The organism is Lacrimispora sp. (assembly GCF_047605665.1).
Taxonomy (GTDB): Bacteria; Bacillota; Clostridia; order Lachnospirales; family Lachnospiraceae; genus Lacrimispora.
Genome location: NZ_JASGFH010000025.1, coordinates 33,223 through 58,629 on the forward strand (window position 1 = coordinate 33,223; position 25,407 = coordinate 58,629).

Annotated in this window: 22 protein-coding genes; 20 read left to right on the plus strand and 2 right to left on the minus strand. The window is 46.0% G+C overall.

Annotation, left to right across the window (positions count from 1 at the left end; translation table 11 throughout):
- Positions 1–5: 5 nt before the first annotated feature.
- From allE to QM657_RS17560, 15 genes are all read left to right on the plus strand, one after another.
- Entirely contained in the window at positions 6–797 is a 792-nt protein-coding gene (allE, locus tag QM657_RS17490; RefSeq protein WP_415067985.1) for a (S)-ureidoglycine aminohydrolase, read from the plus strand.
- Positions 798–896: 99 nt separating this feature from the next.
- Positions 897–1,946 (plus strand): ureidoglycolate dehydrogenase, encoded by a 1,050-nt coding sequence (allD, locus tag QM657_RS17495; RefSeq protein ID WP_415067986.1) that lies wholly within the window; start codon positions 897–899, stop codon positions 1,944–1,946.
- Positions 1,947–1,965: 19 nt separating this feature from the next.
- Complete coding sequence (fdrA, locus tag QM657_RS17500; RefSeq protein ID WP_415067987.1) at positions 1,966–3,729, plus strand: acyl-CoA synthetase FdrA; 1,764 nt, start codon at positions 1,966–1,968, stop codon at positions 3,727–3,729.
- Between the two features lie 45 nt (positions 3,730–3,774).
- Positions 3,775–5,040 carry a DUF1116 domain-containing protein gene (locus QM657_RS17505; protein ID WP_415067988.1) on the plus strand — a complete coding sequence of 422 codons (1,266 nt, stop codon included), beginning with the start codon at positions 3,775–3,777 and terminating at the stop codon, positions 5,038–5,040.
- A 5-nt stretch (positions 5,041–5,045) separates the two neighbouring features.
- Positions 5,046–5,888, plus strand: coding sequence for a DUF2877 domain-containing protein (locus QM657_RS17510; RefSeq protein ID WP_415067989.1), 843 nt, complete (start codon positions 5,046–5,048; stop codon positions 5,886–5,888).
- A 14-nt stretch (positions 5,889–5,902) separates the two neighbouring features.
- Complete coding sequence (locus QM657_RS17515; protein ID WP_415067990.1) at positions 5,903–7,123, plus strand: dicarboxylate/amino acid:cation symporter; 1,221 nt, start codon at positions 5,903–5,905, stop codon at positions 7,121–7,123.
- 184 nt (positions 7,124–7,307) lie between these two features.
- On the plus strand, positions 7,308–8,939 hold the full coding sequence (locus tag QM657_RS17520) for a PucR family transcriptional regulator (protein WP_415067991.1): 1,632 nt from the start codon (positions 7,308–7,310) through the stop codon (positions 8,937–8,939).
- Positions 8,940–9,162: 223 nt separating this feature from the next.
- Positions 9,163–10,113 carry a peptide-methionine (R)-S-oxide reductase MsrB gene (msrB, locus tag QM657_RS17525; RefSeq protein WP_415067993.1) on the plus strand — a complete coding sequence of 317 codons (951 nt, stop codon included), beginning with the start codon at positions 9,163–9,165 and terminating at the stop codon, positions 10,111–10,113.
- Between the two features lie 48 nt (positions 10,114–10,161).
- On the plus strand, positions 10,162–11,145 hold the full coding sequence (locus QM657_RS17530) for a Gfo/Idh/MocA family protein (RefSeq protein ID WP_415067994.1): 984 nt from the start codon (positions 10,162–10,164) through the stop codon (positions 11,143–11,145).
- Positions 11,146–11,323: 178 nt separating this feature from the next.
- Positions 11,324–12,163: a PRD domain-containing protein gene (locus tag QM657_RS17535; protein ID WP_415067995.1), complete on the plus strand. Its 840-nt coding sequence runs from the start codon at positions 11,324–11,326 to the stop codon at positions 12,161–12,163.
- A gap of 62 nt (positions 12,164–12,225) precedes the next feature.
- On the plus strand, positions 12,226–13,614 hold the full coding sequence (locus QM657_RS17540; RefSeq protein WP_415067996.1) for a PTS transporter subunit EIIC: 1,389 nt from the start codon (positions 12,226–12,228) through the stop codon (positions 13,612–13,614).
- 11 nt (positions 13,615–13,625) lie between these two features.
- A complete protein-coding gene (locus QM657_RS17545) occupies positions 13,626–14,141 on the plus strand; it encodes a PTS sugar transporter subunit IIA (RefSeq protein ID WP_415067997.1) in 516 nt (171 codons plus the stop codon).
- A gap of 14 nt (positions 14,142–14,155) precedes the next feature.
- A complete protein-coding gene (locus tag QM657_RS17550) occupies positions 14,156–15,568 on the plus strand; it encodes a glycoside hydrolase family 1 protein (protein WP_415067998.1) in 1,413 nt (470 codons plus the stop codon).
- Positions 15,569–15,731: 163 nt separating this feature from the next.
- The gene (locus QM657_RS17555) at positions 15,732–16,208 is read left to right on the plus strand and encodes an LURP-one-related/scramblase family protein (protein ID WP_415067999.1); all 477 of its coding nucleotides are present in this window, start codon (positions 15,732–15,734) and stop codon (positions 16,206–16,208) included.
- A 362-nt stretch (positions 16,209–16,570) separates the two neighbouring features.
- A complete protein-coding gene (locus tag QM657_RS17560; protein WP_415068000.1) occupies positions 16,571–18,775 on the plus strand; it encodes a methyl-accepting chemotaxis protein in 2,205 nt (734 codons plus the stop codon).
- Between the two features lie 75 nt (positions 18,776–18,850).
- Here the strand turns inward: QM657_RS17560 and QM657_RS17565 are convergent, their stop codons facing one another.
- A complete protein-coding gene (locus tag QM657_RS17565; protein WP_415068001.1) occupies positions 18,851–19,156 on the minus strand; it encodes an AzlD domain-containing protein in 306 nt (101 codons plus the stop codon).
- On the minus strand, positions 19,149–19,868 hold the full coding sequence (locus QM657_RS17570) for an AzlC family ABC transporter permease (RefSeq protein ID WP_415068002.1): 720 nt from the start codon (positions 19,866–19,868) through the stop codon (positions 19,149–19,151). The genes QM657_RS17565 and QM657_RS17570 overlap by 8 nt, the downstream gene beginning before the upstream one ends.
- Positions 19,869–20,242: 374 nt before the next feature.
- Here QM657_RS17570 and QM657_RS17575 point away from each other — a divergent pair, with 374 nt between their 5' ends.
- From QM657_RS17575 to QM657_RS17595, 5 genes are all read left to right on the plus strand, one after another.
- Positions 20,243–22,159, plus strand: coding sequence for an endonuclease MutS2 (locus QM657_RS17575; protein ID WP_415068003.1), 1,917 nt, complete (start codon positions 20,243–20,245; stop codon positions 22,157–22,159).
- Between the two features lie 47 nt (positions 22,160–22,206).
- Positions 22,207–22,779, plus strand: coding sequence for an NUDIX hydrolase (locus QM657_RS17580; protein WP_415068004.1), 573 nt, complete (start codon positions 22,207–22,209; stop codon positions 22,777–22,779).
- A gap of 214 nt (positions 22,780–22,993) precedes the next feature.
- On the plus strand, positions 22,994–23,329 hold the full coding sequence (locus QM657_RS17585) for a cyclic-di-AMP receptor (RefSeq protein ID WP_333652105.1): 336 nt from the start codon (positions 22,994–22,996) through the stop codon (positions 23,327–23,329).
- A gap of 70 nt (positions 23,330–23,399) precedes the next feature.
- Complete coding sequence (locus QM657_RS17590; protein ID WP_415068005.1) at positions 23,400–23,828, plus strand: cytidine deaminase; 429 nt, start codon at positions 23,400–23,402, stop codon at positions 23,826–23,828.
- Positions 23,829–23,989: 161 nt separating this feature from the next.
- Positions 23,990–25,315 (plus strand): pyrimidine-nucleoside phosphorylase, encoded by a 1,326-nt coding sequence (locus QM657_RS17595; RefSeq protein WP_415068006.1) that lies wholly within the window; start codon positions 23,990–23,992, stop codon positions 25,313–25,315.
- Positions 25,316–25,407 lie beyond the last annotated feature (92 nt).

Below are 25,407 nucleotides of genomic sequence, written 5' to 3' on the forward strand. Positions count from 1 at the left end.
GAATTATGAGCTACATCAATCAGGTAACCGGATACAGGAACGATATTTTAGCCAGCCGCTCCATCGTAAAAAGAGGAAATTTTGCGTTAATAGAGCCCGATGGTCTGGTAAAGAATGTGATTCCGGGATTCGAGAAATGTGCAGTAACCATTTTATCTTCCCCAAAGATGGGAGCTTCTTTTGTGGACTATCTTGTGACAATGGAACAGGGCGGCGGCAATCCAAACGGATTTGGCGGAGACGGCATCGAAGTATTCCTCTATATTCTGGAGGGTAAGGTAAAAGTTAAGAATGAGGACAGGGAAGAAGAGCTGACAGACGGCGGATACATATTCTCTCCGGATGGCAATAAGGTGAGCTTTGTCAATGCAGGGGATACACCGGCAAAAGCATTCTTATATAAGAGGCGATATAACAGGATTGAAGGTCACGAAGCCCATACAGTCTGCGGCAATATAGGGGATGTGCCCTTTACCCCTTATGAAGGAATGGAAGACGTAGGCGTGAAAGACTTCCTGCCGTCAGCATCTGATATTGGATTTGATATGAATTTCCATATCTTGAGCTTTAAGCCTGGCGCCTGCCACGGTTATATTGAAACCCATTTCCAGGAGCACGGAGCCTACATCTACTCAGGGGAAGGCGTATACAATCTGGACAATAACTGGATTCCGGTGAAAAAGGGCGACTACCTGTTTATGGGCGCTTACAGCTTACAGGCGGCTTATGGAGTAGGGCGGGAAGAAGAGTTTGCCTATGTATATTCAAAGGACTGCAACAGAGATGCAGAGATATAAGAACGTGCAGGGAATCGATTAAAAGAATATATTCAAAGAAAGGCAGCCGCGGGATGCGGCAGTACCCCAGGAACGGCCTGGGGTACTTAGGGAAAGTGTATGAGAGTAACGGAAGAGCAGTTGCATGAACTGATCAGCAATAAACTTCAAAAGGCAGGGCTGACCAAGGAGCATGCAGATATGACGGCAGACATCCTCACCTGGTCTGATGCAAGAGGAATTCACTCCCACGGAGCTGTCCGGGTGGAGTACTATTCCGAGAGAATCGCAAAAGGCGGTATCACCGTTCATCCCGATTTTAAATTCGAGCGAACAGGCCCGGCAAGCGGGATATTCCACGGGGACAACGGCTCAGGCTATGCCGCCGCAGTTCTCTCCATGAAAGAGGCCATTAAGATGGCAAAGGAAACAGGCGTGGCCGTGATCGGAGCCAAGCATATCTCCCACAGCGGCAGCCTGGGATATTATGTGGAAATGGCCGCAGAAGAAGACCTGGTTTCCATCTCCATGTGCCAGTCAGACCCCATGGCCGTTCCTTACGGAGGCTCAGAGCCTTACTATGGAACCAACCCCATTGCCTTTGGAGCACCGGGAGCTGACGGAAGAAACATCATATTCGATATGGCCACAACGGTTCAGGCCTGGGGAAAGGTGCTGTATGCCCGTTCTAAAAAGGAACCCATTCCAAGCACCTGGGCAGTGGATGTCAATGGAAATCCGACAACCGATTCCACCCTGGTAAATGCCCTCGTTCCCATTGCGGAAGCAAAGGGATATGGGTTGATGATGATGGTGGATATGCTTTCCGGTGTTCTTCTGGGCCTGCCCTTTGGAAAGCATGTGAGCAGTATGTATGAAGACTTATCAAAAGGCCGGGATTTGGGACAGCTTCACATTGTAATCGATCCAAACAAGTTTATCGGCCTGGAGAGATTTAAAAAGGATATAACCGCTACCATGGAAGAGCTGGCAGCCATTAAGCCGGCAGAAGGCTTTGACAAGGTGTATTATCCCGGAGAGAGGGGACTTTTAAGAAAGGCTCAATACGATAAGGCTGGCATAGAAATCGTGGATGATATCTACCAGTATTTAATCAGTGAAGACATTCACTACAATCGCTACGATCACAAGAACAAGTTTGCTGAGTAAAAGGAGCTGAGAGTGCAGCATGATTAAAACCATAATTCAAAAAGGAAGTTATCAGGATTCTGTAGTTCTTATGTTGCTGACCAATAAAATCTCTGCCATGCCGGGAGTCAATAAGGTTTCCATTATGATGGCTACCCCGTCCAATAAGGACTTATTTAAGGCGAGCGGCCTGGAGACTCCTGAATTAATGGAGGCTAAGTCCAATGACATGGCCATTGTGGTGGATGCAGAAACAGAGGAGACTGTGGGGCAGGTTTTAAAAGAAACAGAGGAGTTTTTAAAAAGCCAGTCTAAGGGTTCCTCCGAAGGGGAAGAAAAACACGTCGTGTCTTCCTGGGAGCAGGCTCTGAAAAAATTGCCTGATGCCAATTTAGCAGTCCTGTCCATACCGGGCATGTATGCGGCGGCAGAGGCTGACAGAGCCCTTGATGAGAATTTAAATGTGTTTATTTTCAGCGATAACGTATCAAAGAAGGATGAAATATATCTGAAACAAAAGGCTCATGAAAAAGGTCTGCTGGTTATGGGGCCGGACTGCGGAACCGGGATCATCAAAGGCGTTCCAATCGCCTTTACCAACCATGTCAAAATGGGAAAGATCGGAGTCATCGGCGCCTCCGGCACGGGAATCCAGGAGGTGACGACCATCATCGACCAGTTGGGTGAAGGGGTTGCAAATGCCATTGGCACAGGCGGCAGGGACTTATCCGCTGAGGTAGGCGGAATTACCATGCTGGACGCCATTGATGCCATGGAAAAGGATACCCAGGTAGAGGTCGTTGTCATCCTGTCAAAGCCTCCTGCCAAGGAAGTGAGGGATGTGATTGTAAAGAGGCTTGGGAACTATGAAAAGCCTGTGGTGACCCTATTCCTGGGTGAAAAACCGGAGATACATGAGGAGAATTTCTACCATGCGTATACTCTGGATGAAGCGGCCAGAATCGCAGTTTCCTTGGTGAGAAAAGAAGCGGTTGTGCTGGACCCGTGGAAACCTTCGGTGGAGGAAGGGTTTAAGAGAGAAGACCTTAGGACCATAAAAGGCTATTATTCAGGCGGCACCCTGGCTTCGGAGGCAGTGATGCTGATAAAGGAAACCGCAGGTATTTCCGGAGCAGGAGATAAGCAGGAAGGTTATATGCTCAATACGCAGGGCTACACGGTAATAGACCTGGGAGACGACGTTTATACCGTTGGAAAACCCCATCCCATGATCGACCCGGCAAACAGGATCGTGTGCATGAAGCAGGCTTTAGAGGAAGAGCAGACGGGCGTGATTCTGTTTGATCTCGTACTGGGATACGGCTCTCATGAAGACATGGCAGGAGCCCTTCTGCCCGGAATTAAGGATATGATGGAGCAGGTGAAGAATCAGGGGCGCAGGGTCTACTTTGTAGCCACTATCTGCGGAACAAAGGCTGATAAGCAGAACTACGATTTGCAGAAGAAAAAACTGGAGGATGCAGGCGTCATCGTTTGTACGAGCAATAAGAGAGCTGTAGAAACCGCCCTCTGTCTGATCGGCCATCCCTGCCACGAGGAAGAAAAGACCATTGAGCCCAGGGAAAAGGCGAAAGCGGATAAGGTTCATGCGGTGTCTGAGAAAGTTATGGAATTGCTTGAGCAAAAACCCAGAGTCATTAACATTGGACTTAAAAGCTTCACTGAGGTGCTGGAAGAGTTTTCCTGCAAGGCAGTACAGTATCAGTGGACGCCGCCTGCAGGAGGAGATCTGGAATTGATCAAAGTCCTGCAGTATTTAAGAGGCCATAAATTTTCCAGATAGCAGGGAATCGGCAAAGATGACTTATGTGGATATGAGGAGGTTCTTATGTTATATGATACAATAGACGATGCAAATCAGGCAGTCATACAAAAAATAATCCTTTCATCGCCGGTTTTACTGGATGTGGTGCCGGCTAAATCTGTAATCAAAGAATTAAACCAGGGCAAGGTGCTTCTCCATGCAGGCCCTCCCATTCTTTGGGAAAATATGACCAGCCCCATGCAGGGCTCCTGCATCGGAGCCGCCCTGTTTGAGAAATGGGCGTCTACCGGGGAAGAGGCAGTCAGGCTTTTAAGCCAGGGCGAAGTGGAATTCATTCCCTGCCATCATGTCGATGCCGTAGGGCCTATGGGAGGCATCACTTCAGCCAATATGCCTGTATTTGTGGTAGAGAATACCGCTGACAAAAACAGGGCGTACTGCTCCATGAACGAAGGAATCGGAAAGGTTCTCAGATTCGGTGCATACTCCAGAGAAGTCATCTTGCGGTTAGGCTGGATGAGAGATGTGCTGGGACCGGTGCTTTCCATGGCTTTAAGGGAGTATAAAGAGGGGCTTGCCATCAATCCCATGGTAGCAAAAGCCATTGCCATGGGGGATGAATTCCATCAGAGAAATATCGCGGCTTCCCTTCTATTCTTAAAAGAAGTCTCTCCTGTCATAGCAGGCCTTTCCATCGAAGAGGAGAAGAAAAAGGAAGTCATTCAGTTTCTGGCTGACACAGACCAGTTCTTCTTAAATATTATGATGGCAGCGTCCAAGGCAGTTATGGATGGGGCCCGTATGATTACGGAAGGAACCATTGTAACCGCCATGTGCAGAAATGGAGAAAATTTCGGCATCAGGATCAGCGGAATGAAAGATGAGTGGTTTACGGCACCGGTCAATACTCCCCAGGGCCTGTATTTTACAGGATATTCAGGAGAGGATGCCAGCCCCGATATAGGAGACAGCGCCATCACAGAAACCTTTGGAGTAGGCGGGATGGCAATGATAGCGGCCCCTGCGGTTACCCGGTTCGTCGGTACAGGCGGTTTTCCCGATGCCCTTCGAATCAGCAATGAAATGCTGGAAATCGTTATTGGCCAGAATCCCAATTTTGCCATCCCCACATGGAATTTTCAGGGGACCTGCCTGGGCATTGACGCCAGGAAGGTGGTAGAAAAGGGAATCACGCCGGTCATCAATACGGGAATCGCCCATAAGGAAGCCGGTGTGGGGCAGATCGGAGCCGGAACGGTTCATCCGCCCATTGAATGCTTCCAGAAAGCAGTCAAAGCTTATGCGAAAAAATTAGGTTATAAGGGATAAGGATTATGATAAGATTATCAGGGCAGATGGCAGCATCGGAGCTGTTAGAAACGTTAAACCAATGCGATACATATAGAGTCCACAGCCGGTTTGAGAGCGGCTGCAATCTGGTGCTTCCATCCTCCCTGTGTTTTATCGGAAATAAAAATAATGCTCTCGTTCCTTACGGTATTTTATTAAATGAGGAGGATGTGCCTGTATTTCTGGCACAGGTCTCGCCCTCCCGCAGTTTCCGGTGGGATGGGAATAGAAAAGTCCTGTATTCGGATTTTGCAGAAATCTGCTTAAAAGACACCCGGATATACAGCAGTTTCATTGAGAAAAAAGCTTATCCCATAGACAGGGAGGGGCTATCTATATTTGAAAGACTCATTGATCGGGAGCTTCCTACGGGATTCGGAGAATCCATTGGCTCCTTTCTGATGACAAAGGAAGTGGAAGAATTATACCAGGCCTTTAAAAAACCCAGGGAAGAGGCTGAAAAAATAATAAAGAAATGGATCGGAAGAGGGATGGGGCTGACACCGTCAGGAGATGATTTCCTTATGGGGCTGCTTTTCATAGACCGGATTTATCCCATATTGGGGAGCCCCTTTCTCTCAGGGTTAAAGGCATTGACAGACCATGGGTATACGACCGATATCAGTGAGCACTATTATCGCTGCGCACTGGGAGGCCGTTTTCATGATGCGGTGGTGGGACTTTTAAATGCCTTGGTTCAGAAGGATTCTTTGTTGATCGGGAGGTATATTGATGAGATAAAGAGGATAGGGTCTACCTCTGGCTGCGATATGATTTGCGGTATGGCAGCAGGGGTTCGCTTTATCAAAGGCAAGGCAAAAATTTGATTGGAGGTCCGTGAATGAAGAAGATAAAATTATCAATGACAGTTCAGATCATAATTGGGATGCTTGGAGGAATGCTGCTTGGAATCTGCTTCGGGGATAAGGTGAAGGATATCAAGCTCATAGGAGATATCTTCCTTCGTCTCATTCAGATGTCTGTCGTGGTAATGGTCATGGGGGCAGTCATAGAATCTGTAGCCAATTTAGATCCCAAGGATTTAGGGAGATTCGGCGTTAAGATGCTGTTCTGGTTTCTGCTGACCACTGTGATCGCTGCAGTCATAGGAGGTGCTTTGGGCCAGCTCCTTTTGCCCGGAAAAGGGCTTACCCTGCCGGTTTCAGATCAGGTTGTCCAGGTCTCGGATAAGGGGATTTACAGCATGATTCTTGATTTCCTGCCCAGCAATATCGTAGAATCCATGGCGAGTTCCAATATGATTCAGGTAATTGTATTTTCCGTATTATTTGGCACGTCCCTTGGAGCGTACCGCATAAGAAAGGAAAACAGCCAGCTCATTGGAGTCATAAAAGAATTTAATGAAGTGATACTCGGAATTGTTCGAAGGGTCATGAAACTGGCCCCGTTGGGAATCGGAGCGCTGCTGGCTTATACGGCGGGCGCAACAGGCATCAAGGTCATCATGCCACTGGTTAAATTTCTCCTGGTATTCGGAATTGGTTCCCTTTTGTACATGGTGGGCATGATTGCTTTTGTATCTTTCTATTGCAGGACCCATCCGGTCAATGTGACAAGGAAGCTGTTTAATATGACAATGGTTGCATTCACTACGACTTCTTCCGCTGTTACCCTTCCCACTCAGATGGAAGACAGCGAGAAGAAGCTGGGAGTCAGCAAGAAGATATCAGGAATTGTCATCCCTCTCGCGATGACGTTAAACAGCAATGGCCTGTCCATGTTTCTTGCACTGTCATGCATCACCATTTCCCAGATTTACGGCATTCCTCTTTCCGGTCCCCAGTTGGTCCGCATCATTGTATTATCAACCCTGTCCTGCCTTGGAACCGTGACCGTTCCGGGAGGCGGTTTGGTGGCCCTGGCTACGGTTGTTCCTGCTCTGGGGCTTCCTCTGGAAAGCATTGCTTTTCTATTCAGCATTGACTGGTTTTCCGGAATGTTCCGCACCGTATTAAATGTGGACACCGATGTTTTTATTGCCATGATAATCGCAAAAGATGAAAATGAACTGGATTATAAAATTTTAAACGGCAGCCAATGATCGTGAATATATTCCGGGGAGAAAAGGGGCATTGTTCCGGGAACAATGCCCTTTAAACGGAGAAGGCAGACAACTCTGTATATGAGGATTTTACATCAATGCCGGATTGCTATGATAAAAAACACATAGTATAATGAATCAAGAGACATGGAGACGATTCGGACTGTAAAAAGAGAGGCATAATATGACCGTTGAGAAATTATTAGGAGAACCCATATTTCAAAATTTAAAGGTGCTAAATAAAAAGGCTGATTTAAAAAGAGAGATTTTTACGGTTGAGTCCACGGAGACGCCTGATGTTGCATCTTATTTGCCTGAGAATACGCTGTTAATTACGACCGGAATGGCTTTCAAGGAAAACCAGTCCGGCTTATGTGAGTTTATCCACAGCCTGGACCGTCTGCCCTGTGCAGGGCTTGCCATTAAGCTGGGGCGCTTTATTGACTCTTTGGAGCCGGAAGTCTTAGAGCTTGCGGACCAGTTGGGATTTCCGCTGATCCAGATTCCTTCTCAGATGACATTAGGAGAAGTATTTCAGCAGTTACTGGCCTATATCTGGGACAATCAGAATGCAGAGCTGACCTTTGCCTTAAACACGCAGAAGAAATTTTCCGGGCTCCTGCTTCAGGGGGCTTCCCTTAGCGTTATGATGAATAATTTAGGGCTGGTCCTCAAGAAACCGGCCGCATTGCTCAACCCCTTTGGGGAGGTGGAAGCAGCGGCTCATACGTGTCAAAAAGAGCATTTAAAAACAGCACAGAGCTTGTTTTATGAGCTCTCTCTCTATGAAAAAAAGGCGGACAGCTTTGAAAACCTTGTCAGCGGGTCAGGGAACAATCAAAAAATCCGCATTTATCCCATACAGACGGTTGGGAAAAATCCTTATTATCTTTATATTTACGGCGGCGGAGAAAAAGAGGATGCCTTATCCGGAATTGTGATCGAGCAGTTGATACTGGTATTCGGCATTTTTTTATATAAAAATCTGTATGTGAGATGCAACCCCTTAAAGCAGAAGGAATCGATTTTACATATCCTTGTAAACAAACACAGGAAAGAGCGGTGGTCTGCCGCCCAGTTGTTCACAGTAGGGGAGAAGTACGGGTTAAAGCCGGCTTCCTGCTATAAAATAATCCTGGCGACCCTGGAGCCCTTTGGAAGAAGGGAGTTTGATTTCTTAAACTTATCCTACCGGGAAGAGCGGTATATTTTAATCTATGACTGGCTGAATGGGAAACTGCAGGAGAAATTCCACGGGGATATCATCGTCTTTCCGGAGACTCTGACGTATCAATACGTCTTGCTGATACAGGGCAATTACAGAGATTTGGAAAATGTTCTGGAAGATTACCATGAGGCTTTGCTGCGCCTGCTGCAGGTTCCCATCACATTTTCCTTCGGCAACAGCGTGGCGCAGCTCGATACCATTGACAATTCTTATAATACGGCAATGGAAAGCTACCAATACGGAGAAGAGAAGGAGAACATTCCTTATATTAAATATTTCAAATCAACCAATGCCAATGAACTGTTTAAGATGGTATCCGGAGAACAAATCAAGGGTTTTTGCCTGTACCATTTGAAAGGCTTAACCAATCCTGAGGATGAGATGACATTGGAACTCAGGAGGACTCTCAAAACGTATTTAGACTGCAGATGCAGTGTGACGGAGACAGCCAACCACATGTTTCTTCACAGGAATACCATTAAATACCGGATTAAAAAATGCGAAGAAATTCTTGGCAGGGAAATCGCGGATGCAAATTACTGTTTCCAATTACAATTGAGCCTGGTGTTATTAGAACAGAACGGTTGAAATCCGGTTGCGGATAAGACCGTTTCTTTCCGTATTTTCGCATCTGAACTATAAATCGATTTACCATTGTCAATATTTGAAGATTGATGTAAAATTTAGATAGTTTCCATTGTCACGGGAATGAATATGAAATTCGGTGGCATGATGATAATAGAAATTGACAGAGCGGGCCTTTTTGACCCATTCGATTGACATGTAAAAAATGAAGAGACAGGAGGTTCTTATGAAAAAAGAAATTTACCTGGCAGGAGGCTGTTTTTGGGGAACAGAAAAGTACCTGGGAAATGTTCCGGGAATCTTGTTCACAGAAGTGGGCTACGCCAACGGCAATACAGAAAATCCGACTTATGAGCAGGTGTGCTACAGTAATACGGGACACGCTGAAACGGTAAAGGTGGAATATGACGATTCCGTTATAGGACTGCCTTTTATATTACAGCTTTATTATGATGTGATCAACCCTGTCACCATCAACCGCCAGGGCGGAGATGTGGGCTCCCAGTACAGAACGGGAATCTATTTCGTTGATGAAAAGGATGAGCCGGTGATCCGGGCCTCCCTTGATGAGCTGCAGAAAAAATACAAAGAGAAAATTGCCATTGAGGTAATGCCTTTAAAACAGTATTCCAGAGCAGAGGAATATCACCAGAAATATCTGGATAAGAATCCGGGCGGTTACTGCCACATTGGAACAGACAAGTTTGAAAAGGCACAAAAGGCTGTGGATGTGAGTAAGAAGTATCCGAGGAAATCCCAGGAGGAGTTAAAAGAACGCCTGACAGAACTTCAATTTGAAGTGACTCAGAACAGCGCCACAGAGCACCCGTTTCACAATGAATATTACGATGAGTTCAGGGAAGGGATATACGTGGACATTACCACAGGAGAACCGCTTTTTGTCTCGGCTGATAAATTTGAGTCAGGCTGCGGCTGGCCCAGCTTTTCCAGACCCATTGATTCCAGCCTGATTTCCGATTATGTGGATACAAGCTTTGGAAGAGTGCGGACAGAGGTGAGAAGCAAAAACGGCGATGCCCATTTAGGCCACGTCTTTGAAGACGGACCAAAGGAGCTTGGCGGTCTGCGCTACTGCATCAACAGCGCTTCTTTGCGCTTTATTCCCAGGGAAGAAATGGAGCGGGAAGGCTATGGCGGTTATTTAAAGCTTTTATAGGCTGCATCGGTTGACCGGCAAATAAATTTACGGCGGAGGATATTTATTATGAAGTTAGGCATAGTCGGGTCAGGAGTCATTGTACAGGAATTCCTGACCATCACCCATCATCTGAAGGAAACAGAGCTGACGGCCATCTGCTATACGGAAAGAAGCCGGGAGACAGGCAGGGAGCTTGCGGACAAGTATCATATCAAACAGGAATTTACCGATTATGAGGAATTTTTAAACAGCGAAACGGATACGGTTTATGTGGCTCTGCCCAATCATCTGCATTTTTCCTTTGCAAAAAGGGCTTTGGAGGCCGGAAAGCATGTGATCGTTGAAAAGCCCTTTACCCCGACCTATAAAGAGGCCGTGGTTTTAAGTGAGCTGGCAAGGGAAAAGGGGCTGCTTTTGCTGGAGGCAATTACAACTCTGCATTTTCCTAATTATAAGAAAATAAAGGAGATGCTGCCGGCTCTGGGGGATATTAAAATTGTCCAGTGCAATTATTCCCAGTATTCCAGAAGGTATGACAGCTTTAAAAAGGGTCAGATTCTTCCTGCCTTTGATCCCGGCTGCTGCGGAGGCGCTCTTATGGATATTAATATTTACAATATTCATTACGTTGTCGGGCTGTTTGGAAGGCCCAAGGGAGTGGAGTATTTCCCTAATGTGGAAAAAGGAATTGATACGTCTGGAATTCTGGAGCTGGATTACGGGACATTCCAGTGCATCTGCGTGGGAGCGAAGGACTGCAAGGCCCCTATTGCCAATAATATTCAGGGGGACAAAGGCTGTCTGTATCAGGACACTCCGGTCAATGTCTGCGAGCATTTCCAGGTGTTTTTAAATGATGGGACCAGCTCCTATGTCAATGAAAACAGCTATGAGCACCGCATGGTTGATGAATTTATAGAGTTTGAATCCATGATCAACCGAAAGGACTTAGAAACGTGTTATCAGCTTTTGGACCATACACTGACTGTGTGCGAGGTTCAGAACATTGCCAGAAATAAGGGCGGGATTGTGTTCCCGACAGATACTTAAACGGAATCGGCTGAACTGTAACAGCAAATGACGAAATGAAAAGAAAAGATTTGCATAATTTGGCGGAGTATGCTATAATGCAAAAAACAAGACTTGTTACCATATTTCATAAATGAAACTATTGGGCAAAATCTTTCTCAAAGAAGGATTTTGCCCTTTTTGCGTTTGGAGGAGAATTATGGAGTGCTGGAAGATTGTAAAAATATTGAATAACAACGTAGTTTTTGTGGTGGACCGTCAAAAGCAGGAATATATCGCTGTGGGGAATGGAATCGGATTCCGCCATAAAATCCATGAGTATTTGTCAGATGGGGAAATCATAAAAATCTTTGCACAAGTCAATAACCAGGTAAAGAATAAGCTGGTGACAATCCTGGAGGAGATTCCCTTTGACCGGATTGAACTCACCATGCAGATCGTCGGCCATGCCGAAAAGTCCCTCAACCGCAAATTAAATGAAAATCTGGCAGTCAGTCTCGCTGATCACATTCATTATCTGCTTGAGCGGTATGAAGAGGACATGCTGTTTCCCGGCATTGCAAGTGAAGAAATTAAAAGGTTTTATCAGGAAGAGTATGCCATTGGATGTGAAATCGTGGATATGATCAATAAAAGATATCACATTGAGCTGGGCTATGATGAGGCCAGCACAATCGCTTTTCACATCATCAATGCCAGCAATCAGAGGGGGCAGAAGACCCTTGAGATTATGTACGGAGTGAGGGACCTGGTGAATATCGTTACGGAAAGTCTGCAGATTCAACTTGATCCGGAGTCCTTTGATTACTCCCGGTTTATCATCCATTTAAAGTTTTTTATGAGAAAAGTGGTTTTAAATTCAAGAGAAACAGACTGCGGGAACAACTCCATGCTGCAAAGGTTTGAACTGGAGTTTCCGTTCATTGATGAAACCATCAAGAACGTTGAAAGGTACATTTTAAGCAAGTATCAATATCAGATGCATGATGATGACAAGCTTTATTTATTCATTCATATTCGCAGATTACTGCAAAAATAAGGGATAGGAAACCGCATGTGCGCAGTGCGGTTTACATTATAAATAATTCAAGGAGGCAGTTTATGGCAATTAATGTGAAGGAATCCTCTGATTCTATTATGAAATTAATTGGCGGAAAAGAAAATGTTAACAGTGTGACCCATTGCGTCACAAGGCTTCGGTTTATTTTAAAAGATGTACAAAAAGCGGATACCGAAGCGATTAAAAAAACAGACGGGGTGTTGGGAGTCGTATTTGGCTCCGGCCAGTATCAGATTGTTTTAGGCCCTAACTTATTTCCGGTATTTGAGTATATCGTAAACGAATACGGGCTGGAAACAGAAAAAGAGGTGGATGAGTACCATGAAGAAGATGATGCTCTTAAGAAAAAATCCGGCTTCGGTTATTATCTGGGAAAAGTGACGCAATTTTTATCCTCTGCACTGACACCGTTCATCACGGTGCTGTACGGTGCCGGTATGCTGAAAGTGGCGTTAGGCGTCAGTGCATACTTCTGGCCTGATGTCACTTCAAATACCACGTATATGATGTTTAACTTTATGTCCAACGTGCCGTTTTACTTTATGCCGGTCTTCATCGCCTATGGGACTTCCCGCACCCTTAAATCAAACCCGGCTTTTGCAATGGCCATGGCATTGATGCTGCTTTATCCCAATTTCATCCAGTTAGTTGCGGAAAAGCAGGCAGTGACCATCTTTGGCCTTCCGGTCACACTGGTGAGCTATTCCAATACTCTGCTGCCTGCAGTCTTATCGGCACTTCTGGTCGCCCGTCTGGAAAAGTTTTTCTATCGGGTCATACCTGGGGTCTTGCGGTCCGTGTTTGCCCCGCTGCTCACCTTAGCTGCTGCCATGCCTGTCGTCATGGTTGTGCTGGCCCCGCTGGGAACCATTGTAGGTAATTATATTGTAAATATTTTTGTGGCGGTTTACGACGTGACAGGCGGTGTTGCAATCGGATTGCTGGCGGCAGTGTGGCCCTTTATGGTTATGGGAGGCATGAACATGCTGTTTGTGGCGCCTATGACGGAGCTTCTGGCGAAAACCGGTTACGATAATTTCTTCCGGCCTGCATGGATTTTACATAATATTGCGGAAGGAGGAGCCTGTGTGGGTGTTGCCATCCGTACAAAAAATAAGAAACTCCGCTCTGAAGCGGTTTCCGCAGCGATTGGTGCAATTGTTTCAGGAGTTTCCGAACCGGCAATTTACGGCATTAACTTAAGGCTGAAAAAGCCGTTTTATGCAGTGGTTGCCGGCAGCGTTGCAGGCGGAGCGACAGCGGGAATCATGGGAGCAAAAGCCTATACATTGGGTTATTCCAGCATCTTAGCCATTCCGATTTTTATGGACACAATGATGGCGATTACCATTGCCATTGCAGTGACATTTGCCGTATCGGTTGTGACAACCATGGTATTGGGCTTTGATGACTCAGCAATCCCACAGTAGGTAAAGAGAATATGAGTATTTTCAGCAAATGGTTTGGTACACAGGAAAGACAAGAGAATACAATGGTAGCCTTTGCCACAGGAACGATGTGCCGCTTGTCGGAAACTCCGGACAAAGCCTTTTCCAGCCTGGCTATAGGGGATGGCGTTGCCATCACCCCCGGCCAGCCGTCTGTCGTTGCCCCGGCTGATGGAACCATCACCATGATATTTCCCACAAAACATGCATTTGGCATTGTTACAGAAGAAGGGATCGAGCTGCTGGTCCACATTGGCATAGATACTGTGAATTTAAAAGGAAAAGGGTTTAAGTATTTTAAAAAAGTGAATGAAAAGGTCAGAGCTGGGGAAAAGATTGTTGATGTGGATATCGATGCCATTAAAAAGAACGGATGCGATCCCATTATCATGATGATCGTGGCCAATCAGAACGGATATTCTTTTACATACAAGGCAAATGGCGTTGTGAAAAAAGGAAAATCCGTGGTTGCAGAGTATGAAAAAAATATGACGGAAACAGAAAATTAAAGGAGGGAGAAATCTTGAAAAAACCGGAAACAGGATTTAGAGAGGACTTTTTATGGGGAGGCGCAGTGGCTGCAAATCAGTTGGAAGGGGCTTATCTGGAAGATGGAAAACAGCTGTCCACGGCAGATATTAAGGCCCGCGGCTTCTTTGGAGGAATCCGCCGTGATGCGGATTATTATCCAACCCATAAAGGAATTGATTTTTATCATACATACAAAGAAGACTTAAAATTAATGGCGGATGCCGGTTTTAAAATCTTTCGTACGTCCATCAACTGGACCCGCATTTATCCCACCGGTGAGGAGGAAACGCCCAATCAGAAGGGAATTGATTTCTACCGCAGCATGTTTGAAGAGTGCCGCAGGCTGGGAATGAAGGTGATGATCACGATTTCCCATTATGAGACTCCTCTGGCAATGCGTGATAAGTATGGAAGCTGGGCCAACCGTGTGTACATTGATTTGTATATGAAGTTCGTTAAAACCATTGTCACGGAGTTTAAGGGGCTGGTTCAATATTGGCTGACCTTTAATGAAATAGGAAATGCGGCTGTAAAGCCCATTTGCTGGGATGCTGCGGCAATTCATCCCGATTCGGAAAACCTGCTTCAGGAGATGTACCAGGCGGCACACCATCAGTTTGTGGCAAGTGCGCTGGCTACAAAATTTATTCATGAAACAGATTCGGAGGCTTTGGTGGGGGCCATGATCGCTTACAAAACCGTCTATCCCTATACCTGCAATCCGGCTGATGTGATTGCCGCTGAGGAAGAAAAGAGAAAGGAATTTTTCTTTTCAGATGTCCAGGCCAGGGGATATTACCCAGGCTATATATGGAAGTTTTTTGAGGAAAACAATTTGAATATTGTTATGGAAGAAGGGGATGAAGAGATTCTTAAGTCGTATCCCATTGACTTTATCACGTTTAGTTATTACCGTTCCCGCGTCGTATCCGTGCAGTCAATGGAGCCGGCAGAAGTGATTGATACAAAATCCCTGGAAGGCGTCGTTAATCCGTACCTGCCCAAAACGGACTGGGGCTGGTCCGTTGATCCGGATGGGTTGAGGCTGGCTTTGCAGGAATTATATGACCGGTATCAATTGCCGTTATTCGTTGCAGAAAACGGGCTTGGGGCGCTGGATAAAGTAGAAGAAGATGGAAGCATAAACGATGATTACCGCATTGATTATTTAAAAAAGCACATGAAGGCAATGAAAACAGCCATTCAGCATGGTGTGGATTTATTTGGATATACCATGTGGGGGCCGATTGATATTGTGAGTAACGGAACGGGACAAATGTCTAAACGGTATGGAATTATTTACGTTGATATCGATGATGATGGAAACGGTACAGGGAAACGTTTAAAGAAAAAATCGTACGGTTTTTACAGCAGCGTGATTGAAACCAATGGCAGAGAGCTCTAAGGAATTGTTTGGAATGTTTGTGCAGGGCTGACATATATATGGAGAAGGGCATATCTTTTACCAGAGAGATATGCTTTTTTTCTACGGGAGAATATGATATGATTGATTACAGCAAGAGTGTTTACTGACTTTGAACGGCAGCAGGGAAGGAGATGAGGATCATATGAAACTTATGTTTAAACAGCGTTTTTTCTCCTGGTTTGACAGTTATGATATATATGATGAAAATGGAAATACCGTGTATGAGGTCAGGGGGAAGCTTGACTGGGGGCACAGGCTGGAGGTTTACGATCACGCAGGAAGGTATGTGGCTACCTTGAAGGAAAAGGTGCTCACGTTTCTGCCCCGGTTTTTTATCCAGGTAGACGGAGAGACGGTGGGAACCATTACAAAGGAATTCACTTTTTTCAGGCCCTCGTTTTCCATTGACTGCAATGGCTGGAGAGTGGAAGGAAGCTTATTTGAGTGGGATTACCGCATTCTTTCCGGAGACGGCAGAGTTGTGGCCCGGATTGAAAAAAAGCTTTTTAACTGGACGGATACTTACTCCATTGATGTGGAAGAGCCTCAGGACAGTCTTATGGCACTGATGGTTGTTCTGGCTATTGATGCGGTTAAGTGCAGTCAGAGAGCAGGATAAGGGACAGATTGCCGGTTATTGCTGAAAACAGGAAAAACACCCTGCTATTAATTGTGAAAAAATAATAGCAGGGTGTTTTTTATGATTTTATTGATATATTGGGTGAATTGTTTTTTCGGTGATTGGTAGAAATTAAGATGTTGATTAAAAGGTAAACCTTATTGACATTGTCGACAAAGCATAAAGACACAACATACATTATACGACTAATTATGACAAAAATCAACCAAATTTTTAATATATAATTCATACTTTCTTCAAATCTTTAAATGGCAGGAAGGTTTACCTTTTTAACAACATTTAATACAATATAGCGGAGCAGCTTATAAAGGCATAAAAAACTCCCAGGGGGATAAGTAAGTATGAAGAGAGGCAAAATTTCTACAAAAATCGCAATAATTATTGCGGTTGCATTAATTATTGTTTTTACAGTACTCATATCAGTTGTTGTTAAGCTGTCAGGAAAGGCAAACAGTTCTGCTATCCGGTCAGAGATGATTAATCTGGCACATGCAAACGGAAATCAGGTGCAGGCAATTATGGACTCGGCTGCGGTACAGGCAAAGTCTTTGCAGGATTACATTGAAAATGCCTATGTCCAGGGAGATGCGCTCATCGCTTCCAGGGACGATGTGACATTAAAAAGTGCTGTGTACGGCAAGGAAATGCAGGACATAAGCATTGAAGTGGAACATTATCTGCTGAACAACATGTGGTCTTCTGTTGCTTCCAATCAGGATATTGTGGGCCTCGGTGTCTGTTTTGAACCCCAGGAATTTGATGACAATATAAATGATTATACTCTGTATGTTGATAAATCGGATGCGGCTGATAAAAAGGGCCGGTCTCTGGGAAGCTACGATGAATACAGCAATGAAGTGTATTATAAACCTGTAAAAGAAAGCAGAGAGCCGTATTTTACAGACCCCCTTGTATTTGAAGGAACGACTATGATTACGGCTGCATATCCCGTTGTGTATCAGGACGCATTTTGCGGGGTTATTGTAGCTGATATTGACGTTGGAAATTTCAGCAAAATAACAACCACTTCTCCAGACTATAAAACTCTTTATGCCAGCATTGTCACAGATGATTTTACCATTGTATATAACAGTGAAAATCTGGACACCATCGGACAGAATTTATCTGAACTTTTCAACGATCCCAAGGACATGCAGAAAATCATTGACGGAGCAGCAGCCGGAAAGGAATTTTCCTGTACGACTGTTAACGCAGCCGGAAAGGAAGTAACCCGTTTTTTATATCCTCTCAATGTGGAAGGAAAAAACTGGTGGGCCCAGACCGTGCTCCAGACTTCTGATATGAATAAGAATACGAATGCGTTGACCATTGCCATTATCGCTGTTTCTGTTTTATCATTGGTATCTGTAGTTGTAATTGTAGTGATAACAATTATCAGGGCATTGAAGCCTATTCACGGTGTGGTTTCCGCTGCAACACAGATCGCCGCGGGAAATCTCGATATACAGGTGGAGGTAAAGAGCAACGATGAAATCGGCCTGCTCTCTGAAACCTTTAAGAAAATGGCGGAAGATTTAAAGAACATTATCCAGGATATTCAATATCTGCTGGGTGAGATGAGCCGTGGCAATTTCCGGATCAAAACAAATTATGAAGAGAAATACATAGGCGATTATCATGAGATATTAATGGCCATGAGAACCATTAACCGCAATTTAAGCAGCACTCTTACAGACATCAACACAGCTTCCGATCAGGTTTCAATCGGAGCGGAACAGGTATCAGGCGGCGCCCAGACTCTCAGCCAGGGATCGGCGGAACAGGCCAGCTCTGTGGAAGAACTGACTGCCTCCATTACGGAAATTTCCGGAAAAATCAAGGAGAATGCGGACAATGCCCGTGAGGCCAGCCGCATGTCAGGAAAAGCAGGGGATGAGATCGAGGAGAGTAACCGTTACATGCAGCAGTTGACGGCTGCAATGGGTGAGATCACCGATACTTCCAAAGAGATCAGCAAGATCATCAAAAATATTGACGATATCGCATACCAGACCAATATACTTGCCTTAAACGCCGCTGTGGAAGCAGCCCGTGCAGGCAGCGCAGGAAAAGGCTTTTCCGTGGTGGCAGATGAGGTGAGAAGTCTCGCCGGAAAATCTGCGGAAGCGGCAAAGAACACCACCGCATTGATTGAAAATACATTAAGTGCCATTGAAAACGGCAAAAAGCTGGCAGATGACACTGCAAAGTCTCTTCAAATCGTGGTAGAAGCTTCCAGAGATGTCAACGGAATCATCGCGGAAATTGCAAGAGCTTCTGAGGAGGAATCCGATGCGGTTTCACAGATTGCCGGAGGAGTGGAGCAGATTTCAGCGGTAGTACAGATGAATTCGGCGACAGCAGAAGAAAGCGCTGCAGCAAGTGAAGAGCTTTCCGGACAGGCACAGATGCTGAAAAGCCTGGTGGGCCGGTTTAAGCTGCGGGAAAAAGAAGATGCCCCTGCCCCTGTCCATGAACCTTCCCGGAACGTGCAGACAACATATGATTATAAGCCTGCCGGCGATACGACAAACAGCAAATATTAATGGAAACCAAGGCATAAAAAAAGGTGCCGCCCTGTAACCGGAATCCGGATGCAGGGCGGTCCTTTTTTATATGATCTACAAAAACAGCTCCATGATAAAAACAACGGCACAGGCGGTGATGGAAACCTGGATCAGGCTTTTTCCCTTAAATGCCAGAATCACTGCCGCCGCCAGTGCTCCTGCGCCTGACCAGATGCTTTTGGTGGAAGTGAGAATGGCAGGAAAGGTCATCACCGACAAGGTCACATAGGGAACGTAATAAAGAAAAGACCGGATAAAGGGATTTTTAATTTCCTTCCGGATCAAGGTCAGGGGAAGAACCCGGATCAGATAAGTGACTGCCGCCATGACCAGTATGTAAAGATAGATTCGGTTATTCATGAGCCTCCTCCTTATGAGCCACCGGGAATAAGTATGCGGCCAGTCCGGCTATTGCGATAGTCAGAATGATCAGTTTCAGCCCCGAAGAAACTCCCGCCAATACCGGAATCAGGGAAAACAAAAGGCTGCATACCATGGAAATGATGATCACTCCTGCCAGAATTCCATGGCTTTTAGCAGGAGGAATGATAACTGCCAAAAACATCCCGTAAAGGGCGATGCCCAAAGCGCTTAAAACCCTTTCCGGCAGAAGGCTTCCTGAAACAGCTCCCGCTGCCGTTCCCAATGTCCAGCCGGGAACAGCGGCTAAAAGCAGGCCGTAAAAATACCATGGACTCAATTCTCCGGATTTGCAGACGGAAACGCCAAAGACTTCATCCGTCACCCCATAGCTCATGAGCAGGCGGTGAAAAAGGGGAACCCTGTGGTTCAGCTTTTGAGATAAGGAACAAGACATCAGGCTGTAGCGCAAGTTGATCACAAACTGGACAGCAGCCATTTCAGCAAAGGTTCCTCCTGCTGTTATAATTCCCAGCCCGGCAAACTGTCCCGCTGAGGTCAGGCTGGTAAGGGATACGGCAACAGCCTGCCAGACTGAAAGCCCCGCATTTAAAGCCATGATTCCAAAGGTAAAAGACACGGCAAAATAGCCCAGGCCAATGGGAACGCCATCCCTTATCCCGGATTTTAACTGTTCTATGGTGGTATTCATAAATTCCTCCCTGACAGGACATGATTGTCCTCATAAAGCTAACAAAGATGATACCACGATTTTCCAGATCAGTAAAGCCGATGTTCCGGTCAGCAGGGGATAAAAAAATATTGACCCTATATTCGTTCCGTGATATAGTAACATCAGTATATTGAGATAGGAAGTGTGTGTTTGTTAATTGTATCGAAGCATGGAGCATAAAGCAGTTGCATAATGAGAACAGGGATTATATGAGGAAAGCGTCCCGCTTTTCCTCTGTTTTGTGTACCTGTTTTGCCCATGAGGATACAAGATAGACAGATGAGGTTGAGAGCCTGTAAGACGTCAATTTGTAGTCTTGCAGGTTTTTTTGCATAGAAACGAGGAGAAACCACATGAATCACACATTTCATATTTTAGAATTTAACCATATTTTAGAGAAATTAAGAGAATTTGTCCACACAGAAGCTGCCGGGGAAGTCATACAGAATTTACGCCCCTCCTTAAATGAAGCTGAGGTACGGAAAAACCTTCGGGATACGACGGAAGCCAGGACTATTATTGACCGGATGGGACTTCCTCCGGCAGTCAGCATGAATGGCCTGCAGGCCATTATTCATACCACAAAGCAGGGCGGCTGCCTGTCTCCGGAAGAGCTTGAGAGCACAGGAGTCATGCTTACAGGGGTGAAGCGGTTTAAAGAATTTTTAAATCGGTGCAAATATCTGGAGCTGGGACTGCCCTATTATGAGCTGGATTTAGACCCTTTAGAGGAGCTGGCACGGGAGATATTTGAAAGCGTCAGAAACGGCAGAGTGGAGGATGGCGCCAGCAAATATTTAAAAGGAATCAGACAGGATATAGCCAGGCTGGAGGAGAAGCTGCGGACAAAATCGGAGTCCATTTTGCGGGGAAATAAAAAGTATTTTTCCGATTCCTATGTGACCTTCCGAAACGGAAGAATCTGCCTTCCGGTGAAAAAAGACTACAGAGCATCGGTTCCCGGCAGTGTCATTGACCAGTCAGCCACCGGCACCACCCTTTTTATTGAACCGGCTGCCATTGCCGGGCTGAATGAAGAACTGGAGCTTTTAAGAATCGGGGAGGAAAATGAAACAAGAAGAATCCTCTATACCCTGACCGCAGCGGTGGAAGAACACATGGAGGTTTTGGAAGCGGATAAGCGGCTTCTTGAAAAGCTGGATTTTCTGTTTGCCAAGGGAAGCTTAAGCCTTTCTATGGATGGGATCGAGCCTTCTGTCAATACGGGCAGAATCATGAGAATTGTCAAGGGCCGCCATCCCCTTATGAGCCCGGACACCGCGGTGCCTCTGGACTTTGAACTGGGAAAAAAGGAACGGGGGATCGTGATTACAGGCCCTAATACAGGAGGAAAAACAGTATCCATCAAAACCGTGGGCCTTTTCTCCCTCATGGCCCAGTGCGGCCTTCATGTGCCTGCCATAGAAGCCGACCTTTGCATGAACAGCCAGATTCTCTGTGATATCGGTGATGGGCAGAATATCACGGAAAATTTATCCACCTTTTCTGCCCATATTACCAATGTCATGAAGATTCTTCATACAGCCGGTCCCGAAAGCCTGGTGATTCTCGATGAGCTGGGCTCCGGCACAGACCCGGCAGAGGGAATGGGAATTGCCATTGCCATACTGGAAGAGCTGCAAAACAGCGGCTGTCTTTTCCTGGCTACCACCCATTATCCGGAGGTAAAGACTTATGCCAAGGAGGCAGAGGGAATTACCAATGCGAGAATGGCCTTTGACAAGGAGACTTTAAAGCCTCTTTACCGGATGGAAATCGGAGAGGCAGGAGAGAGCTGCGCCCTTTTTATCGCCCAAAGGCTGGGTATGCCGGAGCCCATGATAAAGAGAGCGGAAATCTATGCTTATGGCAACAAGGAGAGTTTACAGGACCGCAACCCGAATGTTTCATCGGCAAAGAGAGAGTCCCCTGGGGGGGCTGGTCCCAGAATTGAAAAGCAGAAAAAGCCGTCAGACAATAAAAATATAATGAGGGGAAAGTTCGCCGTCGGAGACAGCGTTATGGTTTACCCGGATAAGAAAAATGGAATTGTCTGCGCTCCGGTCAATGAAAAAGGGGTGCTGCGGGTCCAGATGCCTGACGGGAAAATCTGGATCAACCAGAAGCGGGTAAAGCTTTTGGTGGCGGCAGAGGAACTCTACCCGGAGGATTACGATTTTTCCATTATTTTTGATACGGTGAAGAATAGAAAAGCGAGACACAAGATGGGAAAAGGACATCAGGAGGGCTTAAGCGTTACTATAGAATAGGCCGTTTCCCCTGAAGTCTTTCTATACAGGAAGATGGAGGTTCACATATGGATCAGGAGAGAAATTTAAGAAGAGACATCGAGGCATTTACGCCCTGCAATGAGCAGGAGGAGCGGGATAAGGAGCTGCTGCTCCAGTATTTATCATCAGGGGAAGATGTATTTGTCAGGGAAAACAGAGGGGCACATTTTTCGGCGTCGGCCTGGGTGGTGAATCACTCCCACGACAAGGTCCTTTTGGCTTACCACAACATCTACGACTCCTGGGCCTGGACCGGAGGGCATGCGGATGGAGAAAGAGACCTTTTAAAGGTTGCGCTCCGCGAGGTCATGGAGGAAACCGGAATTACAACCGTAAAGCCGGTTACGGAGGACATTTTTTCCTTAGAGGTCCTGACTGTAGACGGACATGAGAAAAAGGGAGCCTATGTTTCCTCACACCTTCATCTGAATGTGACTTACCTTTTGGAAGGGGATGACAGGGAAGTTCTTCGCAAAAAAGAGGATGAAAACAGCGCTGTGGGCTGGTTTGGCGTTGATGAATGTCTGGACGTGATCAATGAGAAGTGGATGAAAGAACGGATTTACTCAAAACTGTTGGGTAAGGTGAATTTGCCCTAAGGGCAAAGAGAAGACCCCCTGTTGGGTAAGGTGAATTTGCCCTAAGGGGCAAAGAGAGGACCCCCTGGGGTAGGTGAATTTATCCGCAGGACAGAAATTATTAACAGAAAATTGACAATTATTTTCCGATTTGCTGTTTTATTTTTCCTGATTATGTTTTATAATAGAAACAGCTAATAAAGGTTTTGCCAAATTAAACAGTGAGGTGGTAAATATGAAAATTGTTTATGCAATCGTCAGTTCTGATGATGGAAACCGGGTGACTGATGTGCTGAATGAACACCAGTTCAGCGTGACAAGACTCGCAACAACGGGCGGTTTCTTGAAAAAGGGCAATTCCACGTTAATGATCGGTACTGAGGACGAACAGGTAGATGAAGTCATTACTTTGATTAAAGATACATGCGGGAAACGCCAGAAAATAACCAGCAATGTTCCTACGCCTAACATCGCCTCTGTTTCAGCCGGTTATATTATGATGCCTGTGACAGTGGAGCTTGGAGGAGCGACCATATTTGTCACAGATGTGGAACGGTTTGAAAAGATTTAAGAAAAAGGAAGGGGATTGCAGGGCAATCCCCTTTCCCGATAAATAAAAGAAAGTAAAGAGAGGGGTATTGGTGAAATTGGACGAGGCAGCAAAAAAGAAACTGGTGGCAGAAGCCTATGAAGCCCAGAAAATGGCTTACGTTCCATACTCAAATTTTTGTGTAGGAGCGGCTCTGCTGGCGAAAAACGGAAAGATATACAGGGGTTGTAACATCGAAAATGCAGCTTTTTCGCCTACAAACTGCGGAGAGAGGACTGCATTTTTCAAGGCGGTTTCAGAAGGGGTGACAGAATTTGAAGCCATTGCCGTTGTGGGCAACAAAAAAGGGGAAAAGGGAGAATTCTGCTCTCCCTGCGGAGTGTGCCGCCAGGTGATGGCGGAATTCTGCGACCCTGACGAGTTTAAAGTCGTTTTAGGGGCGGGGGAAGAGACTGCTGTATATTCCTTAAAAGAATTACTCCCCCTGGGATTTACGAAAAAAGATCTGGATTCTGAATGATAAGGTGAATTTGCCTGAAAGGCAGAGAGTGGTTCCTCTGAGGGTAAGGTGAATTTGCCGGAAGGACAAAGAGAGGCCCCTCTGAGGATAAGATAAAATTGCCTTAAGAGCAGAGAGCCCCCCTGAGGGGCAAAGAAGAAATAAGGGAGGTTTCGTACAGCATGAGGATGTATGATGTCATTGCAAAAAAACGTAACGGAGAGATTCTGACGGAAGAGGAAATCCGTTTTATGGTTGGGGGCTATGTAAAGGGGGATATTCCGGATTACCAGATGTCCGCTATGCTGATGGCCATTTATTTAAAAGGGATGAGTGATGAGGAGACTGCAATTCTCACCGATGCGGTGGCTCATTCCGGAGATATGGTGGATTTGTCACGGATTGAAGGAATTAAAGTGGATAAGCATTCCACCGGAGGAGTGGGGGATAAAACTACTTTGGTAGTAGCTCCCATGGTGGCTGCCTGCGGCGTCAAGGTGGCAAAGATGTCGGGAAGAGGTCTGGGCCATACCGGGGGAACGGTTGATAAGATGGAAGCCATTCCGGGTATGAGGACAACCTTGACGGAAGAAGAATTCTTTTCCGTGGTCAATTCCACGGGACTTTCTGTTATTGGACAGTCAGGAAACCTGGCTCCGGCAGATAAGAAGCTTTATGCCCTTCGCGATGTGACTGCAACTGTGGACAGCATTCCTTTGATTGCTGCCTCTATTATGAGCAAAAAGCTGGCGGCAGGAAATGACTGCATTTTACTGGACGTAAAGACAGGAAGCGGCGCATTTATGAAAACCCTGGAGGATTCCATCACTCTGGCGGAAAAGATGGTGGCAATCGGAGAGCATTCAGGCAAGAAAACCATGGCTCTGATCACCAACATGGACATCCCGTTGGGAAGTCTGATTGGCAACAGTCTGGAAGTTATTGAAGCAGTGGAAACGCTACAGGGAAAAGGCCCTGGCGATTTGACAGAGGTCTGCTTAAGTTTGGCAGCAGGCATGCTCTTTTTAGCTGGAAAAGGCTCTTTGGAGGAGTGCAGGAAGATGGCGGAGCAAACCATTGCAGACGGAAGCGCTTTAAAAAAGCTGGCTGTCATGGTAGAAGCCCAGGGAGGCGATCCGGCAGTGATTCATGACCCTTCACTCTTTGCCAAGGCACCTTTTGAAAAAGAGGTAAAGGCTTTAAAGAGCGGTTATATCACCCATATGAATACGGAGCAGTGCGGAATTGCTTCCTCTCTCTTGGGAGCAGGAAGAATCACCAAGGAGAGCCAGATTGATTATACGGCAGGAATAGCCCTTAAGAAAAAAGTGGGACAGAAGGTGGAAGAGGGAGAGACGATAGCAGTGCTTTATGCTTCAAAGCGAGATCTCTTTGCCGATGCTGAAAATGAACTGTTAAAGGCTGTTACCATCGGTGAACAGAAGCCGGACGAGGAACCTTTGATTTACGCCAGAGTCACCGGAGCAGGAGTACAGCGTTTAGTATAATGGAAATAAGCGGTGAGGTGAATTTGCCAAAAGGGCGAAGAGAGGACCCCCTGGGGGGTAAGGTGAATTTGCCCGAAGGGTAAAGAGAGGAC

Coding starts and splice junctions, on each gene's coding strand:
- QM657_RS17545 (WP_415067997.1), top strand. CDS start 13,626: ATGAGTATTTTCAGCAAATGGTTTGGTACACAGGAAAGACAAGAGAAT.
- QM657_RS17595 (WP_415068006.1), top strand. CDS start 23,990: ATGAGGATGTATGATGTCATTGCAAAAAAACGTAACGGAGAGATTCTG.
- QM657_RS17505 (WP_415067988.1), top strand. CDS start 3,775: ATGTTATATGATACAATAGACGATGCAAATCAGGCAGTCATACAAAAA.
- msrB (WP_415067993.1), top strand. CDS start 9,163: ATGAAAAAAGAAATTTACCTGGCAGGAGGCTGTTTTTGGGGAACAGAA.
- allE (WP_415067985.1), top strand. CDS start 6: ATGAGCTACATCAATCAGGTAACCGGATACAGGAACGATATTTTAGCC.
- QM657_RS17560 (WP_415068000.1), top strand. CDS start 16,571: ATGAAGAGAGGCAAAATTTCTACAAAAATCGCAATAATTATTGCGGTT.
- QM657_RS17565 (WP_415068001.1), bottom strand. CDS start 19,156: ATGAATAACCGAATCTATCTTTACATACTGGTCATGGCGGCAGTCACT.
- QM657_RS17515 (WP_415067990.1), top strand. CDS start 5,903: ATGAAGAAGATAAAATTATCAATGACAGTTCAGATCATAATTGGGATG.
- QM657_RS17580 (WP_415068004.1), top strand. CDS start 22,207: ATGGATCAGGAGAGAAATTTAAGAAGAGACATCGAGGCATTTACGCCC.
- fdrA (WP_415067987.1), top strand. CDS start 1,966: ATGATTAAAACCATAATTCAAAAAGGAAGTTATCAGGATTCTGTAGTT.
- QM657_RS17585 (WP_333652105.1), top strand. CDS start 22,994: ATGAAAATTGTTTATGCAATCGTCAGTTCTGATGATGGAAACCGGGTG.
- QM657_RS17520 (WP_415067991.1), top strand. CDS start 7,308: ATGACCGTTGAGAAATTATTAGGAGAACCCATATTTCAAAATTTAAAG.
- QM657_RS17535 (WP_415067995.1), top strand. CDS start 11,324: ATGGAGTGCTGGAAGATTGTAAAAATATTGAATAACAACGTAGTTTTT.
- QM657_RS17570 (WP_415068002.1), bottom strand. CDS start 19,868: ATGAATACCACCATAGAACAGTTAAAATCCGGGATAAGGGATGGCGTT.
- QM657_RS17530 (WP_415067994.1), top strand. CDS start 10,162: ATGAAGTTAGGCATAGTCGGGTCAGGAGTCATTGTACAGGAATTCCTG.
- QM657_RS17575 (WP_415068003.1), top strand. CDS start 20,243: ATGAATCACACATTTCATATTTTAGAATTTAACCATATTTTAGAGAAA.
- QM657_RS17555 (WP_415067999.1), top strand. CDS start 15,732: ATGAAACTTATGTTTAAACAGCGTTTTTTCTCCTGGTTTGACAGTTAT.
- allD (WP_415067986.1), top strand. CDS start 897: ATGAGAGTAACGGAAGAGCAGTTGCATGAACTGATCAGCAATAAACTT.
- QM657_RS17540 (WP_415067996.1), top strand. CDS start 12,226: ATGGCAATTAATGTGAAGGAATCCTCTGATTCTATTATGAAATTAATT.
- QM657_RS17510 (WP_415067989.1), top strand. CDS start 5,046: ATGATAAGATTATCAGGGCAGATGGCAGCATCGGAGCTGTTAGAAACG.